Source organism: Pseudoxanthomonas sp. CCNWLY206-1 (assembly GCF_039710385.1).
Taxonomy (GTDB): Bacteria; Pseudomonadota; Gammaproteobacteria; order Xanthomonadales; family Xanthomonadaceae; genus Pseudoxanthomonas_A.
Genome location: NZ_JBDKXI010000001.1, coordinates 693693 through 709648, shown reverse-complemented (window position 1 = coordinate 709648; position 15956 = coordinate 693693). Strand labels below are relative to the sequence as shown.

The following is a 15956-nucleotide window of genomic DNA, read 5'->3' as shown; positions in this document are numbered from 1 at the left end:
CCACTGTCAAAGCTCGGCGCGCTCCAGCCCGGCGTGCTCCAGCTCGCCACCGGTAGCCACTAGGCGCTTGGGCGCCACCCAGAGCCGCAACACGAACCAGGCCAGCGCCACTGCGCCCACGCTGAACACCGTGTCGCCCGGAACGCGCATCCACACCAGCAGGTCGACGATGGGTTGCTGCATGAACTCGGCCGACCGCGCGTAGGCGTAGCCGTGTTCGATCGCCGCGATCAGCTGCATGATGCCCAGCGGCAGCAGCGTAAACACCGCCATCATCGACAGGCCGATGTTGAAGGACCAGAACGCGATCTGCAGCATCTTGGTATTCCACACCATCTGCCCGCGCAGGCCACGCAGGCAGAACAACATCAGCGCGAAACCCAACATCCCGTACACACCGAACAGCGCGGTATGGCCATGCAGCGGCGTGAGGTTCAGGCCCTGCATGTAGTACAGCGACAGCGGCGGGTTGATGAGGAAGCCGAACAATCCCGCACCGACCAGGTTCCAGAACGACACCGCGACGAAGAACAGGATCGGCCACTTGTAGCGGACCATCCACGGCGTCGCCTTGCCTAGCTTGTAGGTGTGGTAGGCCTCGAAGCCGATATAGGCCAGCGGCACTACTTCCAGCGCACTGAAGCTGGCGCCCAGGGCCACTACGGCTGTCGGCGTGCCGACGAAGTACAGGTGGTGCAGGGTGCCCAGCACGCCGCCGGACATGAAGACGATGGTCGCGAACAGCACCGCGGTCGTGGCCGACTTCGCATTCACCAGGCCCAGGCGCGTGAAGATCAATGCCATCACCGCGGTGGCGAACACTTCGAAGAAGCCTTCCACCCACAAGTGCACCAGCCACCAGCGCCAGTACTCGACTTCGGAGATATGCGTGTGTTCGCCCCACATCAATGCCGCACCGAAAAACAACCCGATGCAGACGGTCGACAGGAACAGCAGGCCGACGATCGACTTGGTATCGGTGTGCGGTCCTCGCAGCACCGGCCACAGCGCACGGCCGACCAGGGTGAGCCACAGCAGCAGGCCAACGAACAGGAACCATTGCCAGAACCGGCCCATGTCGGCGTATTCCCAGCCTTGGTGGCCCCACCAGAAGTTGTTGGCCAGTCCCAGCTTCTGCATCACGGCGAGCCACTGCCCGGCAAACGCACCGATGACGATCACCAGCAGGCACACCCACAGGAAGTTGACGCCAAGTCGCTGGAACTTTGGCTCATGCCCCGATAGCGCGGGCGCGATGTACAAGCCGGTCCCGAGCCACGCCACCGCGATCCACAACACCGCCAACTGCGTGTGCCAGGTTCGTGTGATCGAATAGGGCAACACATCGGACAGCATGAAGCCGTAGGCTTCCTGACCTTCTACCTGGTAGTGCGCCGTCATCGCGCCCAGCAGGATCTGTACCAGGAACAGCGCCAGCACCACCCAGAAATACTTTGCCGTGGCGCGCATCGAGGGCGTCACCCGCAGCGATGCAAGTGGATCGCTGGTCGGTAGCTTGACCGCGCCTTCGTTGTCGTGCGTACGCGCGTAGTGCCATCCCAGCAGTCCGATGCCCGCCAGCAGGAACAGCACGCTGAAGACCGACCAGAGCCACAACGGCGCCGGCGGCGTATTGCCGATCAACGGTTCGCTGGGCCAGTTGTTGGTATAGGTGACCTGCCGCTCCAACACACCATTTCCTGCGGATTTCGCTACATCGGCGGCATCGGTGGGGCGTTCGGTCCCGGCGGCCCATGCGGTCCACCAGAAGAAAGCGGTGAGCGCTCGCCGGTGTTCGGCGTCGGGCACCGTGTTGTTCTTCATTGCGTACGCTTCGCGCAGCGATTGGGTGGTCGGATCGTTGCCGAACAGACTCTCGTAATGCGCGGCCACGTTCGACATTGCCGCGATGCGATCATCCTGCAGCGTGATCGTGGCGGTCTCGGCGTCGAAGGTGTTGGTCCGCATCAGCCCCTGCAGGCGGCTGCGCAACGCGGCCTGCCGTTCCGCCGGCAGCTCCGCATAGCTGGCTGCGCCCTCGGGGCGCGCCCACAGATCGAGAACGCCGACCGCTTCGCGATGCAGCCAGTCCGCGCTCCAGTCGGGCGCGACATAGCCGCCGTGGCCCCAGATGGAGCCCAACTGCATGCCACCCATCGACTGCCAGACCTGACGGCCGCGTTCGATGTCCTGGCGGGTGTAGACGACGTGCCCACTTTCGCTGACCACGCGTTCGGGCATTGGCGGTGCCGAACGGAATATCTCGCCGCCGGCCCATAGCAGCACGGCGAAGGATACGGCGAGCAATGTCGCCAATCCCAGCCACAGTTTCTTCGTATTGCTCATGACGGTAGATCCCTTTTTCATCCCGGTCATGGTCGGCGCGTGCATCTCGGTGTGCATTGATGCAAGTCAAGCGAGTGCAGGGGAGAGGCCGGCGATCCGTTTGCGTACGAAGATCAATCGCGCAGGATCGGGGCGGCCAGTGCTTCCAGCGTGTCGCGGCCGGATAGTTCGACTTCGCGGCGGTCGACCGCCAGCACACCGTCCTGCTGGAACCGGCGCAAGACCCGGCTCACGGTTTCCGGTGCCAGCCGCAGATAGTTGGCGATATCGGTGCGCGCCATCGTCAGTTGGAAGCGGTTGGGAGAAAAGCCGCGTGCAGCCAATCTCCGCGACAAGCCAATCAGGAACGCCGCCATGCGCTGATCGGCGGACCAGTCGCCCGCCAGCAATGCCGCGCGTCCGATATCGCGACTGAGCAAACGGAATAGCTGCCGCTGCAATCCCGGCAGTTTTGTGGCTAGTACCGCAATCTTGGGAAACGAAAACCGGCACAGCATCACCGTGTCCAGCGCGATCGCGTTGCACGGATAATGATCGCCATCGATCGCGTTCAAACCGATGACTTCGCCGGGAAGATGAAATCCCAGCACATGCTCGCGCCCGTCATGGTCGATCACGTACGTCTTGACGGTTCCCGCGCGCACTGCCGCGATAGCCTCGAACGGGTCGCCTTCGCGAAAGATGTGGTCGCCGGCGTGGAAGGGGCCAACATGCTCGACCAAGACATGCAGGTCCATCAGCGACCGCTTGTCCATGCCTTCCGACATGCACGCTTGCGAGAACGCACACGTCGAGCAGAAGTGCAGCGTGTCGCCATCGTCCGACAGCGTCCTCGCGTCGGTACGCGGAAAGGCGGCCTGACTCATGCATGGCTCCATGGCCTCAGATCGCCCGGGAGAAACGCGGCGTGGCCACGGCGGCGGAGTGTTCGAGATAGCGGTCGAAGCACATCGCGATGTTGCGCAACAGCAGCCGCCCGCGGGGAGTAACCGAAATGCGGTCTGATCCGACGCGCATCAATCCATCCTCGGCCAGCGGTTGCAGCTTGATCAACGCGTCGGAGAAATAGGCGTCGAAGTCGATCCCGTAGCGTCGTTCCAGTGCGCGGATCGGTACCTCGCCCTGACACATCAACGTCTGGATGAGATCCGCGCGCAACTGGTCGTCCTCGTCAAGCCGCATGCCGCGGAACACCGGCAGCCGTCCTTCATCGAGGGATTGCTGCCAACTGGGCAGGTCGCGCGGGTTCTGGCTGAAGCTGTCACCGATGTGGCTGATCGCGCTCACGCCAAGACCTACCAGGTCGCTGTCGGCGTGGGTGGTATAGCCCATGAAATTGCGGTGCAAGCCGCCACGTGCCTGCGCGGTGGCAAGGTCGTCGTCGGGCAGCGCGAAGTGGTCCATGCCGATGTAGAGATAGCCGGCGGCGGTCAGCCGGGTGATCGCCAGTTGCAGTAGCGCCAGTTTGGTTTCAGCGTCGGGAAGATCGTCCGCATTGAGCTGCCGTTGCGGCTTGAACAGCTGCGGCAGGTGCGCATAACTGTAGACCGCGACGCGGTCCGGACGCATCGCGGTGACTACCTCGAGCGTGCGGGTGAATCCCTCGACATTCTGCTTGGGCAGGCCGTAGATCAGGTCCACGTTGACGGAACGAAAGCCGTTGCTGCGGCACGCATCGATGACGGCGCGCGTTTCGTCGGTGCTCTGTATGCGGTTGACCGCTTGCTGCACGGCGGGATCGAAATCCTGCACGCCAAAGCTGGCGCGATTGAAACCGATGTCGGCGAGTTCCGCGATGTCGTCAGGCGAGACGAAGCGTGGATCCAACTCAATCGAAATGTCGCGTTCGCTCGAGTTCGAGAAGCGGAAATGGCTGCGCAGCGTGTCCACGACGTCGCGCAACTGTGCCGGCGACAGGAAATTGGGCGTGCCGCCGCCAAAGTGGAGCTGGATCACCTCGCGGTCGCGATCGAACAACTGCGCCGTCAGCGCGATCTCGCGGTACAGCCGTGCCAGGTAGGCATCGCCGCGCGACTTGTCGCGGGTGATGATGCGGTTGCACCCGCAGTAGAAGCAGGGGCTGGTGCAGAAGGGTACGTGCACGTACAGCGACAGTCGGCGGGGTATTGGATCGCCGTTGCTCGCAATGGCGGCTGCCCGCAGTTCCGCCTCGCCGAAGCCCGAATGGAACTGGGGAGCGGTCGGGTACGAGGTGTAGCGCGGCCCGGGCCGGTCGTAGCGGCGCAGGAGCGTGGGATCGATGACCATCGTGTCGGTTGCCATGGGGTGCAAGGTAGGTGTGGGCGGCGGGCGCAGCCTTGATCTGGGTCAAATCGAGCCGTGGCGGCGGCTGGATATCGAGCTTCAAAGGCGATGCGCGCGCCGCCGCCAAATTCGCCGTGAAGGGATGGTCGCAGTCTGCGGGCATGGGCGATGCCTGCGATTGATCTGGATCAAGCGGCCATAGCGACGTTCGTCGCCAAATGGTCCCAGTCACTGCCAGAGGTCTACGACCATGTACAAGGATCTTGTCATCCCCATCACCGCCACGCCCGGGGACAGCGACGCGATCAATGTCGGGATAACGCTCGCCGGCGCATTCGAAGCCCACCTCACCGTGCTCGAGATGGTGAATATTCCTGCGCCGGCCGGCAATCCTTGGGCAATGCCGGATATCGCCATGACCGATCTCTACAGCCGCTTGCGCGCTCAGGGCGAAGTCAATGCGGCACGATTGAGGTCGCGACTCGAGAAAGAGGCCATCTCAAGCGACGTGAGGATGGTGGAATGCCTCTTTTCCGAACCCGAACGCATGGCAAGCCACCAGGCGCACTACGCCGATCTGTCGATTGTCGCCGGCTCCATCGGGGACACGGTCGAAGGGGCGATCACGCAGGCCTATTTCGGTGGATTGCTGCTGGAGTCCGGCAGGCCCGTGCTGGTGGTTCCGCCCCGCTGCAAGACCCAGCTTCCCCCCAAGAGAATCGTGGTGGCGTGGCGGCCGACCCGCGAAGCGGCCCGCACCGTGCATGACGCGCTGCCCTTCCTGCGCAACGCAGACCAGGTCGACGTACTGGTCGTGAACGCGGCGATGGGAGATATGCGCCACGGCCAACCGCCGGGCGCCGATGTGGCGACGCATCTCGCACGCCATGGGGTCAAGGCCAACCTGGTCCTACGCGACACGAAGACCAGGCCGACGAGCTCGATTCTGCTGGAACATGCACGTGAGACCCACGCACAGATGATTGTGGCGGGCGGCTACGGACATTCCCGGCTTCGGGAGTGGGCCATGGGCGGAGTAACGCGAGAGCTGTTGATCGCCTCACCCATTCCGGTCTTCTATTCGCATTGACTCCCGGGCAGTGATGCGTCGGCGCGATGGAAAAGACGAGCCCAGCCAGATGGAGGATCGGGCACCCTAGAGTTCCAGTTCGTGGATGACCTGTCGGTCGTCGTAGGGATCCATTCGAGTCCGGAATCCGAGCGACCCCGCCAGATCCGACATGGCGGTGTTCCCAGCCGCGTCGATCGAATACATCGAGCGAAAGCCTTCCGACCTGGCGATCTCGATCAAGTGACGCATTAGCGAGGTGCCGAGCGCTTTTTCCCGCCAAGCATCGCTTACCGTGACCACGCATTCGCATTTCAGGCCTCGGGTAGCCGTGCGATAGCGACTGACGCCGACGATGCGCTCCTGACCGTCTGCCGGGTAGGCGACAGCGACGAACGCCATCTCCGCGCCGTAGTCAACGAGGGGTGAGCGCTCGATCGCACTGCTGCTGGGTCTTGCGATCTGGCCCATGACCCGGAAACGCTCCGCGTCGGATGGCAGCGCTTCGGTGAATTTCCGTTCCGCCGCGGCATCGCCCTTTTCCATCGGCCGGATCAGGACATGGCTGCGGTCACGCAGGGTTTCCGACCAGGCAGGATATGCGTGCAAACCGATGTGGGATAGGTGCTGCATGTGGCGCGTCCGTCGAGTGCAGATTGCATGGTATGGCCGGCGGAAGCGGGCACTTTGACGCAGGTCAACCTCAGGACCCGTGCAGTCCTTGATCGATATCAAATCGCATCTGGCGCCAGGACGGCATGCTTGTTTCCCCGTTCGATGCTTGCAGCTTGGCCCGCAGGCGCCTGTTACAAACTGTTACGGTCGGTTACGCGGCACACATGCTGCCGATACGCACTGCGTTCACGCTGTTACCACACCACAGCGCCCGAGAACGCCATGTTTGATACCGCCATCCAGAGCACCGAGATTTTGTCCGCGCCGGCTCCGCAGTCCTACGTGCCCACCGAGTCGGCCACCATTTCCCGCGATCTGGAGGCAATGCTGAAGCATTGGCCGTTTCAGCGTCGCAAGGTACAAGCCAAGCAGTATGTGTTCAGGGCGGGGCAGCCCCGGCAGTCCTTGTTCCTGGTCCACGCAGGCTTCTTCAAGACCTGCCTGATCAGCGAGGACGGCCGCGAAAAGATCACCGGCTTCCGGTTGCGGGGCGATCTCCTGGGTCTGGATGCGCTGGATATGCCGGTTTACACCTGCGATGCGATTGCCTTGGATGTTGGCGAAGCGTGGGAACTGCCTTACGCCAGCCTCACTGAGAGCCTGCCCGAGTTCCACCAGCGCATCACATCGATCCTGGCTGGCGAGATCCGCCGGGACTGGAGCTGGATGCTGGCGCTGGCGACCCTCAGCGCGGAACAGCGCGTCGCGACGTTCCTGCTGGATCTCGCTGGTCGGATGGAGGCGTTGGGCTTCAGCGCCCGCAGGCTGACGCTACGCATGACGCGTGCGGAAATCGGCAACTTCCTTTCGCTCAAACTGGAAACCGTTACACGCGCGCTATCGCGACTGCAGGCGCAGGGACTGATCGGCGTGGAAGGCCGCGACATCCGGATCGAAGACCCCGTCGGCATGCGCACGGCACTGGCCGGCTGCCGCATTCACTGAGGCGCTTGCGCACGATGATTGGCGTCGAGTGCCTTGCGAACTTCAGCAAGAAGCTGCTCTCGCCGATAGGGCTTGCGCAGCAGATCGAAATGGCTGGCCGCCGTCTGCGCATGTTCTTCGTAACCGGAGGTCAGTAGCACTGGCAAGCCAGGACGTTCGCGGCGCGCCTCTTGCGCGAGCGCATGACCGTTCATGCCTTCACCGAGCATCACGTCACTGAACAACAGGTCGATGTCGCGGTCCTGTCCGAGCACGGCCAACGCATCCGCTGCGTTGGCCACGGCTTCGACCCGATAGCCGGAGGAGCGCAGAAACGCCACGGCAATGTTTCGTACCGCGGTATCGTCCTCGACCACCAGCACCGCTTCGCCCTTGCCGCCAACGCTTGGCGATGCAATGGATTGTTCTTGTGGCGCAGCGTGGCGTGCGGCCGGCAAGAACAGTTCGACCCGTGTTCCTACGCCAAGATTACTGGCGATCTGCAGATGTCCGCCGCTCTGCTTCGCAAAGCCGTACACCATGCTCAATCCCAGGCCACTGCCTCGTCCGGCCTCTTTCGTCGTGAAGAAGGGTTCCATCGCCCGCGCCAGCGTCGCCGGCGCCATGCCGCGCCCAGTGTCGGCAACGGTGATGACCACGTAATAACCCACCGGCAACTCGGCGGTCGACTGCTCGGAGTCGACAAGCACGTGCCTCGCCTCGATGATGATGTCGCCCCCGAGCGGCATCGCGTCGCGGGCGTTCAGTGCCAGGTTGACCAAGGCGGCATCCAGCTGCGTCGGATCGACGAATGCCGCTGGCAGGTCGTCCGCGCAGCGGACTTCGAGCTTGATGGTGTTCCCCAGCGTTCGCTTCAACATCGACTCGATGTCCTGCAGCAGCACACGTGGGTCGGTCGCCTGCGGCATCAGGCGCTGACGGCGCGCGAAGGCCAGCAGCTTGCCAGTGAGTTCGGCGCCTCGCGACACGGAGCGCAACGCGATGGTAATCAGCTCCTGGGCCTCGGCTTTTTCACTGCATTCCATCTCAAGCAATTGCAGGCTGCCTGACATTACCGTCAACAGATTGTTGAAGTCGTGGGCGATGCCGCCGGTGAGCTGGCCTATGGCGTCCAGCCGCTGCGAATGCGCCAGCTGTTCTTCGGTGTGGCGTCGCTGCACCAGCGCGGCAATCAGATTGGCGATGGATTGCAGCAGGTGAAGCGCATCGTGATCGAAGCGGTTCGGTTGCCGGGAGCGTGCGATCAACGCGCCTAGCGCACGGCTCCGGTCAATAAGCGGTATCAGCACGCCGCTGCCCGGTGCACCGGCTCCCAGGGGAAACGTGGCGGCCGATGCCTGCGGAAGGGAAAGATCGTTCACGATGATGGGATCGGACGTGGTGAGCGCATGCGCTAGCGCCCGGGCGTCGATCTCGGCGACAGGGTCTTCCGGGTCGATGACGGTGGAAGCGCGTACGTCAAGGGATTCCCGGTCCTGCTTAAGAAAGGCAATGCTGACGACCTCGATGCCCAGTGCCTGGGCGAGCAGGGGAGGAACCTGCTCCAGCACGCTCCTCTCGTCATTGGATTCCAGCGCAAGCTGGCCTATGCGTGCCACCAAGGCGTCATAACCGGCGCGCACCAGCGCCTGCCGTGCGCGCTGGGTTTCGGAGATGTTGCGGACGGATGCAAGAAAGAGCGGCCCCGCCTCGTTTTTCAGCGGACTCAAGGCGATTTCCACCGGAAACTGCGTGCCATCCCTTCGCTGGCCGACCAACTGCTGCCCAGTCGCACCCATGGGACGGGTGTGCGGCCTGGACATATAACCATCCCGATGCGCCTGGTGCCGGTGGCGCGCCTCCGAAGGCATCAGGGCTTCGATTTCCATTCCCGCCAGCTCTGCCGGCGAGTAGCCAAACAGTTGTTCGGCCTGGCGATTGGCCATGACGATAAGGCCACGCTGGTCCACGACCACCAGCGCATCCGGGACGGCATCGAACAGATCGGAAAAAACGTGGTCCATGTCAGAGCCTGCGAACGTCCGCCGCGAACAGGTAGCCCGCGCCGCGTACGGATTTGATCAATCGGGGTTCATCGGCGTCCGGCTCAAGCTTGCGCCGCAGCCGCGCGATCTGGACATCTATGGCGCGATCGAAAGGTCCTGCATCGCGGCCGTGTATATGGTTCATCAACTGGTCGCGGCTGAGGATTTGCCGTGGATGCTTCAGAAGCACCTGCAAGAGTTCGAACTCGCCCGTCGTCAGCGAAACATCACGCCCGTCGCGGTCGCTCAGATGCCGGGACGATAGATCCAGCTGGAAGCCATCGAACGACACCACCTGCGATTTCGAGGAGGGGGCAGGGGTTTCCGGCGCGCTCCGTGCACGTCGCAGTACAGTCCGTATGCGCGCTACCAGCTCACGGAAGTCGAATGGCTTGGTGACGTAGTCATCCGCGCCCAGCTCAAGCCCCACGATGCGTTCGACAGCGTCGCCGCGGCCCGTCACGACGATGACCGAAACGCCCCACGTCGACTGCAGGTCCTTGAGTAGCGACAGCCCATCCTCGTCTGGAAGGCCAAGATCGAGGAGCACGAGATCGACCGATTGCGCCCCCATGACAGCGCGTGATTGCGCGGCACTGCCGGCGGTGACTACATGAAAGCCATGCCCGCCCAAATACCGGGTGAGCAGTTGCACGATCTCCCCGTCGTCATCCACCACTAACAAAGTGGGGCGATCGGAGGACACAGGATTGAGGTTTTCAGAAGGCGGCATCGTGACTGGCGGGCTGGAGGATTCTTGGGCTCTCATGGAGGAGCCGGAAACCAGAATGGGGGCATTCCTGCGTCGGATGCAAGTCGATCTCCGCGGGTCGGGCCTTTTACTGGCAATCGATAGGTTTCGCCCGGCATTGGTTACCAGAAGGTGCGTACTTGACCAACGGTGGTGTTGGAACAAACTTTCCAAACGCCCACCAACGGGATATCCGGGTCAATAAAGGTAATGCATGCTTAAGTTGATGATGGCGATGGTGTATGCGGTGGTTCCCATGCTGGCGATGGCTGCCAAGGCCGAGGACGGCATTCAGGCGCAGCGCAACGAAGCCGCGGTGCGGGAGTATTTCGATCGAGTCTGGAGCAGAGGAGAGATCGGCCGGCTCGATCATCTGCTGGCGCCGGGCTACATCAACCACACGCCCAGCTTCGGTCAGCCCGCGCCGGGACCCGAGGGACTCAAACCCATTGTCAACGCGTTGCGCCAAGCCTTCCCGGACCTGCACTACGAGATCGAAGACATCATCGCGACACCGGATCACGTCGTCGCAAGAGTACGGATGAAGGGCACGCACCTGGGTGCCTTGGGGGATATTCCGCCAACCGGTCGCCGCGTGAATGTGCTGCAGATCAATATCGAGCGGTTCGAGAACGGACGCGTGGTAGAGCATTGGCGAGTCACGGATGAGCTCGAACTGCAGAAGCAACTGGGCGTGGTTCCCAGATAACCAGCAACGGAAGATTTGCTTTCGCAAACTGAGAGGGTGAGCCACCGATGACAACAACCCGTTTCCGCGACGAGTTCGCCTCCGCGCTGGTCAGCGATCGCTCCCATGCATCGATACCCGAGAGCGATCGCATCTTCGAGCCGTTTATCGGTAGCTGGGATCTGGAGGTGCGCTGGTACGGTACGGATGGCGTACTGGAGCGAAGCGAGCGCGGTGAGTGGCACTTCGCGCGGGTGCTGGAAGGCCGGGCGATCCAGGATATCTGGATCGTTCCACCCATCGACGAGCGCTCCCGGCGACCAGAGGCCGGCGAGTATGGCACCAGCCTGCGGTTCTACGATCCGGATATCGGCGCTTGGAGATCAACCTGGATTGGCCCCTTCCATCGGTACATTCGCAGATTCATTGCCAGGCGAGTCAATGACGAGGTCGTGCTGGATTTGCTGCCGGAAGAGCCACCGCCTTTGATGCGCTGGATATTCCATGACATCCAGTCCGATTCCTTTGCGTGGCGCAATGAAGTCCAGGAGCAGGGCGGGTGGCGCATCCAGCAGAGCTTTTCCTCCCGGAGACTTGCGCCGGAAAGATAACGGCGAACTCGCGCTGCGACGCCACTGAACCGTACAGCGCTGATGCTTTCTACGACAGCAGGAATCGCAAGCCGACACCCGGTTCCGTGGCAATCCAGCGCGGTGCGGCTGCCTCGTCGCCCAACTTCTGCCGCAACTTGGCGACAAGGATGCGCAGGTAATGCGTGTCTTCCTGATGTGTCGGGCCCCAGATCTCGCGCAGCAGTTGCGGTTGAGTGACCACGCGTCCCGCATGTTGGACCAGGAACGCCAGCAACGCGTACTCCTTGCGCGACAGCGTCACTGGCTCTCCTGAGAGGCTGACCTCGCGCCGTGACAGATCGACCCGAAGGTGCCCATCGTCAAAGACCGGCGGCGCCTCGCCAGACACCGCATGCGATCGGAGCACGGCGCGGATGCGTGCCATCAACTCCTGCACCCCGAACGGCTTGGTCACATAGTCATTCGCGCCCGCATCAAGGGCGGCCACCTTGTCCGCTTCGCCCGAGCGCACGGTCAGCATGATGACGGGCACCTGCGACCATTGCCGGAGCTCGGTCAATACCGCCAGCCCATCGCGGTCCGGCAAGCCCATGTCGAGGACGACGATATCCGCGCCGCGCACGGCCAGCGCATCCAGGCCGGCTTGGCCGGTGTCCGCGAGATCAACCACGTAGCTCTGCGCACGCAGGCTGATCTCCAGGAACTTCCGGATCTGCGGTTCGTCGTCGATCACCAGCACGCGTGCGGGTGGCGTTGTGGTCGTTTGCTCGGTCATGGTGCTGGCGCCGTCGGCGGTTCGTTGAGCGGCAGTGTGATGCGAAGCACCGTGCCGCGACGGTCTGGGCCGGGCAGCGCCTCGACAGCGCCGCCGTGCGCACCGATCATGCCGCGGCTGATCGCCAACCCCAATCCGGTGCCGTGGCGACCGCGATCGCCGCGCTCGACGCTGTAGAACATGTCGAAGATACGTTTGCGCTCCTCCTCCGGAATGCCGGGACCGCGATCACGCACTTCGATGATCAGCTTGTCGCCGGCAAGCCGCGTCTCGATGGCCACGGCTTCACCCGGCGGCGAGAACTTCGCCGCGTTTTCGATTACGTTGAACAGCGCCTGTTCCAGCAGCGCTGGATGTACCCAGATCGGGCCGACATCCGGATCGATGGAAACCGAGAACCGCACGCCCGGCTGGTAGCGGCGCAGGCGGCCCACTGCCGAGCCGATGAGCTCATCGACGCCGATCCAGTCCCGATTGAGCACGAGGGTGCCATGCCCGAGCCGGGTCATGTCGAGCAGGTTCTGGATATAGCGGTCGAGTCGTTCGCCTTCGCTGCGGACGGTGTCCAGCAGAGCATGGCGATCGTCATCGCTCATCGTGTGGCCGTAGCTGTCCAGGCTGCCGGCAGCGCCGATGATCGCGGCTAGCGGCGTGCGCAGATCATGGGAAACAGACGAGAGCAGGGCGCTACGCAATCGCTCGGTTTCGTTCGCCACTCGCTCCGACTGCAGGTCGGCCACCAGGCGGGTGCGCAACAATGCTTGTGCGATGTCATTGACGATCATGCGCGCGAACTGGCGTTGACTGTCGTCAAGCTTGTGGACATAGGCCGGCAGCTTCAAGCCGATCACGCCGAGGGCGCCCCGTGGCGCATGCAGCGGCAGGAACCACCAGCCGTGCTCCTCGATCGTTTCGACATGCTGCGATCCATTTCCAAGGGTCTCGATCTGACGCAATACCGGAAGCGTGGGTGGTTCGACATCCGATGTATGCAGACCGCGCTCTCCAAACCGGATCCAGACATGGGCATCCAGATGCTTGTGGAAAGTTTCGTTTGCCGCGCTGACGATTTCCTCTTCATTCGCGGCAATGGCCAGACGCTGACCTAGTTCCTGACGGGCCACGGCATCCCGGTTAGCGGCTTGCAGTTCCTGTACTTGCATCGCCAGCCGGGACGCCAAGCGCCCAGCCAGCAATGCCGCTGCCAGGAAGATCACGATCGCGGCCACGCCTTGTCGGGCACTGATGTAAAAGGTGTAGCGGGGTTCGATAAAGAAGAAGTTGTAGGCGAGGGAACACAACAACGCGGTCAATACGGCCGGGCCGGTGCTTGTGCGTGCGGCCACGACGAGCACCGCCAGCATGAACACCAGCGACAGGTCGTCCAACCGGGCCCCGCGCTCCAAGGCCACCGCCGCCAACACCGCCAACAACGAACCGACCACCGCCAGCAGATAGCCGGCGATCGGATTGCGGGTGCCTGGTGAGTCGCGACGCTGGAAATTGTCTGCCTGCATCAGGCCCTGTCGTCCATTGGATAGTTGCCCGCGCCGCTGCCGCGCAGGAAAGAGTGGGGGGAGTGTATGCCGATATTTCCCATGCATACCGGTTTCGGGAGACGCCGACTCGAAAGAATTTACGAAGAATTTACGCGCGAACGGCTGGTGATGACTTCTGCGTTTATGCCGTACTGCCGAACACTGCGCACCTCGCAATGGGCCGGCCATTCCAGCCGGCGCACGCCACGGTATTGCCGCCAGGAATCAGATGAACACCACGATCGAGACCACCGCCACTCCCGCCCCTCACTCCGATCATTCCGGCAAGGCAAGCTTCGGCGCGCTGATGCTGGGCGCGATCGGCGTGGTATTCGGCGATATCGGCACCAGCCCGCTGTACACCATCAAGGAAGCATTCTCGCCGCATTACGGCCTCACGCCCGACCGCGCCACGGTATTGGGGATCTTGTCGCTGGTGTTCTGGTCGTTGGTCATCGTGATCACGGTGAAGTACGTACTGGTGATCATGCGCGCCGACAACGAGGGCGAAGGCGGCATCATGGCGTTGACCGCACTGGCGCAACGCACGCTCCCGCCAGCGTCGAAGGCGGTCTATGTGGTCGGCATCCTGGGAGTGTTCGGCGCCGCGCTGTTCTTCGGCGATGGCGTGTTGACGCCGGCGATCTCGGTACTGTCGGCCGTCGAAGGTCTGGAAGTCGCCACACCCGCGCTGCACAGCTGGGTGTTGCCCGTCACCATCGTGGTGCTGTTTTTCCTGTTTGCGACGCAACGCTTCGGGACGGACCTGATCGGTCGTGCTTTCGGCCCGGTGATCGTGCTGTGGTTCCTGGCGCTGGCCGCCGTCGGCATCCTCAACATCAGCGGCAATCCAGAAGTGCTGCACGCACTCAACCCTTGGTGGGGCGCGCGATTCTTCATCGATCATGGCTGGCATGGGATATTCATCCTGGGCGCGGTGGTGCTTGCCGTTACCGGCGGCGAGACCCTGTACGCCGACATGGGGCATTTCGGGCGCCGGCCGATCCAGTACGCCTGGAACTTCCTGGTGCTGCCGGCGCTGACCATCAATTACCTGGGCCAGGGTGCATTGCTGCTCAGCAATCCCGAGGCCGTCACGAATCCGTTCTACCTTGGCGTGCCCGAATGGGCGCTCTATCCGATGGTGGGCCTGGCGACGGCCGCCACGGTCATTGCGTCCCAGGCGGTGATCAGCGGTGTCTACTCGGCCGTGCGACAGGCGATCCAGCTTGGTTATCTGCCGCGCATGCACATCAAGCACACGTCCCGCGAAACGATGGGGCAAATCTACATTCCATCGGTCAACTGGCTGCTGATGCTGGCCGTGATCGCCACGGTGATCGGGTTCGGCAGCTCCACCGCATTGGCGACCGCCTACGGCGTCTCCGTCACCGGCACCATGCTGATCACCAGCATCATGCTGATCGTGGCGATGCGCTCGCGCGCCGCAATGCCCAGCTTTGTGTTCTGGCCGTTGGCCGCGGTGTTCGTGCTGGTGGACGTGGCGTTCCTGTTTGCCAATCTGGTCAAGTTCATGGATGGCGCCTGGTTCCCGATCGCGCTGGGCATCCTGGTGTTCACGCTGTTGCGGACATGGGGACGTGGCCGCCAATTGCTGCAAGCCGAGATCATTGGGGATGGCATCAGGCTGGATACGTTCCTGCCGGGCCTGATGCTTTCACCGCCGGCACGCGTGTCCGGCACCGCCGTTTTCCTGACCGCGCAAGCGGGCATCGTGCCCAAGGTGCTGTTGCACAACCTCAAGCACAACAAGGTGCTGCACGAACGCAACGTCCTGCTGACGGTGGAAACCAAGGCCGTGCCGTTCGTGCCGGCAAGTTCGCGACTCACCATTGACACCATTGCAGAAGACTTCTATCGCGCGACCATCCGCTATGGCTTCATGGAGACGCCCGATATTCCGCTGGCGCTGATGCGTTCCGTCGATTGCGCCGGCATCTGCTTCGATCCCATGGACACCACGTACTTCGCCAGCCGGGAAACCATCGTGGCGAGTCGCCATCGCGGGATGCCCATCTGGCGCGACAAGTTGTTTGGTTTCATGCACAGGAACGCGGCACCGGCGACGGATTTCTTCCGCATTCCGACGACCCGCCTGGTCGAACTGGGTGCGCCTGTCGAGATATGAGGTGGGATGGCTGGCCCATCACTGCACGGTGAAAGGCAGGCGTTCAGACGTCACCGTCCGCGACCGAAGCCTTTCCATCAGCGAAGGAATTCATCGCGCAAGCATGGCGTGCGGCTCGTGCACAAGCGGCAGGCTACG

The 15956-nt window shown here is 62.9% G+C and carries 14 protein-coding genes; 6 read left to right on the top strand and 8 right to left on the bottom strand.

The features are described from left to right. Nucleotides 1–6: 6 nt before the first annotated feature. The 3 genes from AADW18_RS02940 to hemN form a co-directional block, all read right to left on the bottom strand. The gene (locus AADW18_RS02940) at nucleotides 7–2346 is read right to left on the bottom strand and encodes a nitric-oxide reductase large subunit (protein WP_337341846.1); all 2340 of its coding nucleotides are present in this window, start codon (nucleotides 2344–2346) and stop codon (nucleotides 7–9) included. Between the two features lie 113 nt (nucleotides 2347–2459). Continuing rightward, the gene (locus AADW18_RS02935; protein ID WP_337341845.1) at nucleotides 2460–3212 is read right to left on the bottom strand and encodes a cyclic nucleotide-binding domain-containing protein; all 753 of its coding nucleotides are present in this window, start codon (nucleotides 3210–3212) and stop codon (nucleotides 2460–2462) included. A 16-nt stretch (nucleotides 3213–3228) separates the two neighbouring features. Continuing rightward, on the bottom strand, nucleotides 3229–4629 hold the full coding sequence (gene hemN, locus AADW18_RS02930) for an oxygen-independent coproporphyrinogen III oxidase (protein ID WP_337341844.1): 1401 nt from the start codon (nucleotides 4627–4629) through the stop codon (nucleotides 3229–3231). 35 nt (nucleotides 4630–4664) lie between these two features. Here hemN and AADW18_RS02925 point away from each other — a divergent pair, with 35 nt between their 5' ends. Both AADW18_RS02925 and AADW18_RS02920 read left to right on the top strand, forming a co-directional pair. After that, a complete protein-coding gene (locus AADW18_RS02925) occupies nucleotides 4665–4793 on the top strand; it encodes a hypothetical protein (protein ID WP_337341843.1) in 129 nt (42 codons plus the stop codon). Between the two features lie 68 nt (nucleotides 4794–4861). After that, nucleotides 4862–5701 (top strand): universal stress protein, encoded by an 840-nt coding sequence (locus AADW18_RS02920; protein ID WP_337341842.1) that lies wholly within the window; start codon nucleotides 4862–4864, stop codon nucleotides 5699–5701. A gap of 66 nt (nucleotides 5702–5767) precedes the next feature. Here AADW18_RS02920 and AADW18_RS02915 read toward each other — a convergent pair whose 3' ends face one another. Further along, nucleotides 5768–6313: a GNAT family N-acetyltransferase gene (locus AADW18_RS02915; RefSeq protein ID WP_337341841.1), complete on the bottom strand. Its 546-nt coding sequence runs from the start codon at nucleotides 6311–6313 to the stop codon at nucleotides 5768–5770. 264 nt (nucleotides 6314–6577) lie between these two features. On the opposite strand from AADW18_RS02915, the gene AADW18_RS02910 reads away from it, so the two are divergent. Continuing rightward, a complete protein-coding gene (locus AADW18_RS02910; protein ID WP_337341840.1) occupies nucleotides 6578–7300 on the top strand; it encodes a helix-turn-helix domain-containing protein in 723 nt (240 codons plus the stop codon). On the opposite strand, the gene AADW18_RS02905 is transcribed toward AADW18_RS02910, so the two are convergent. Together AADW18_RS02905 and AADW18_RS02900 are read right to left on the bottom strand one after the other, a co-directional pair. Continuing rightward, the gene (locus AADW18_RS02905; RefSeq protein ID WP_337341838.1) at nucleotides 7294–9303 is read right to left on the bottom strand and encodes a PAS domain S-box protein; all 2010 of its coding nucleotides are present in this window, start codon (nucleotides 9301–9303) and stop codon (nucleotides 7294–7296) included. The two genes, AADW18_RS02910 and AADW18_RS02905, sit on opposite strands and share 7 nt — an antisense overlap. A gap of 1 nt (nucleotide 9304) precedes the next feature. After that, on the bottom strand, nucleotides 9305–10093 hold the full coding sequence (locus tag AADW18_RS02900; RefSeq protein WP_337341837.1) for a response regulator: 789 nt from the start codon (nucleotides 10091–10093) through the stop codon (nucleotides 9305–9307). Nucleotides 10094–10289: 196 nt separating this feature from the next. Here AADW18_RS02900 and AADW18_RS02895 point away from each other — a divergent pair, with 196 nt between their 5' ends. Together AADW18_RS02895 and AADW18_RS02890 are read left to right on the top strand one after the other, a co-directional pair. Beyond that, a complete protein-coding gene (locus AADW18_RS02895; RefSeq protein ID WP_337341836.1) occupies nucleotides 10290–10784 on the top strand; it encodes an ester cyclase in 495 nt (164 codons plus the stop codon). A 47-nt stretch (nucleotides 10785–10831) separates the two neighbouring features. Beyond that, a complete protein-coding gene (locus AADW18_RS02890; protein ID WP_337341835.1) occupies nucleotides 10832–11374 on the top strand; it encodes a hypothetical protein in 543 nt (180 codons plus the stop codon). A gap of 49 nt (nucleotides 11375–11423) precedes the next feature. Here AADW18_RS02890 and AADW18_RS02885 read toward each other — a convergent pair whose 3' ends face one another. Both AADW18_RS02885 and AADW18_RS02880 read right to left on the bottom strand, forming a co-directional pair. Then, nucleotides 11424–12131, bottom strand: a complete 708-nt coding sequence (locus tag AADW18_RS02885) for a response regulator transcription factor (RefSeq protein WP_337341834.1) — start codon at nucleotides 12129–12131, stop codon at nucleotides 11424–11426. Then, nucleotides 12128–13648: an ATP-binding protein gene (locus AADW18_RS02880; protein ID WP_337341833.1), complete on the bottom strand. Its 1521-nt coding sequence runs from the start codon at nucleotides 13646–13648 to the stop codon at nucleotides 12128–12130. Before AADW18_RS02880 ends, AADW18_RS02885 begins: the two co-directional genes overlap by 4 nt. A gap of 328 nt (nucleotides 13649–13976) precedes the next feature. Between AADW18_RS02880 and AADW18_RS02875 the strand changes: the two genes are divergently transcribed. Beyond that, a complete protein-coding gene (locus tag AADW18_RS02875) occupies nucleotides 13977–15818 on the top strand; it encodes a potassium transporter Kup (RefSeq protein WP_337342109.1) in 1842 nt (613 codons plus the stop codon). Nucleotides 15819–15956 lie beyond the last annotated feature (138 nt).

Coding starts and splice junctions, on each gene's coding strand:
- AADW18_RS02880 (WP_337341833.1), bottom strand. CDS start 13,648: ATGCAGGCAGACAATTTCCAGCGTCGCGACTCACCAGGCACCCGCAAT.
- AADW18_RS02940 (WP_337341846.1), bottom strand. CDS start 2,346: ATGAGCAATACGAAGAAACTGTGGCTGGGATTGGCGACATTGCTCGCC.
- AADW18_RS02875 (WP_337342109.1), top strand. CDS start 13,977: ATGCTGGGCGCGATCGGCGTGGTATTCGGCGATATCGGCACCAGCCCG.
- AADW18_RS02905 (WP_337341838.1), bottom strand. CDS start 9,303: ATGGACCACGTTTTTTCCGATCTGTTCGATGCCGTCCCGGATGCGCTG.
- AADW18_RS02920 (WP_337341842.1), top strand. CDS start 4,862: ATGTACAAGGATCTTGTCATCCCCATCACCGCCACGCCCGGGGACAGC.
- AADW18_RS02935 (WP_337341845.1), bottom strand. CDS start 3,212: ATGAGTCAGGCCGCCTTTCCGCGTACCGACGCGAGGACGCTGTCGGAC.
- AADW18_RS02895 (WP_337341836.1), top strand. CDS start 10,290: ATGCTTAAGTTGATGATGGCGATGGTGTATGCGGTGGTTCCCATGCTG.
- AADW18_RS02910 (WP_337341840.1), top strand. CDS start 6,578: ATGTTTGATACCGCCATCCAGAGCACCGAGATTTTGTCCGCGCCGGCT.
- AADW18_RS02915 (WP_337341841.1), bottom strand. CDS start 6,313: ATGCAGCACCTATCCCACATCGGTTTGCACGCATATCCTGCCTGGTCG.
- AADW18_RS02900 (WP_337341837.1), bottom strand. CDS start 10,093: ATGAGAGCCCAAGAATCCTCCAGCCCGCCAGTCACGATGCCGCCTTCT.
- hemN (WP_337341844.1), bottom strand. CDS start 4,629: ATGGCAACCGACACGATGGTCATCGATCCCACGCTCCTGCGCCGCTAC.
- AADW18_RS02890 (WP_337341835.1), top strand. CDS start 10,832: ATGACAACAACCCGTTTCCGCGACGAGTTCGCCTCCGCGCTGGTCAGC.
- AADW18_RS02885 (WP_337341834.1), bottom strand. CDS start 12,131: ATGACCGAGCAAACGACCACAACGCCACCCGCACGCGTGCTGGTGATC.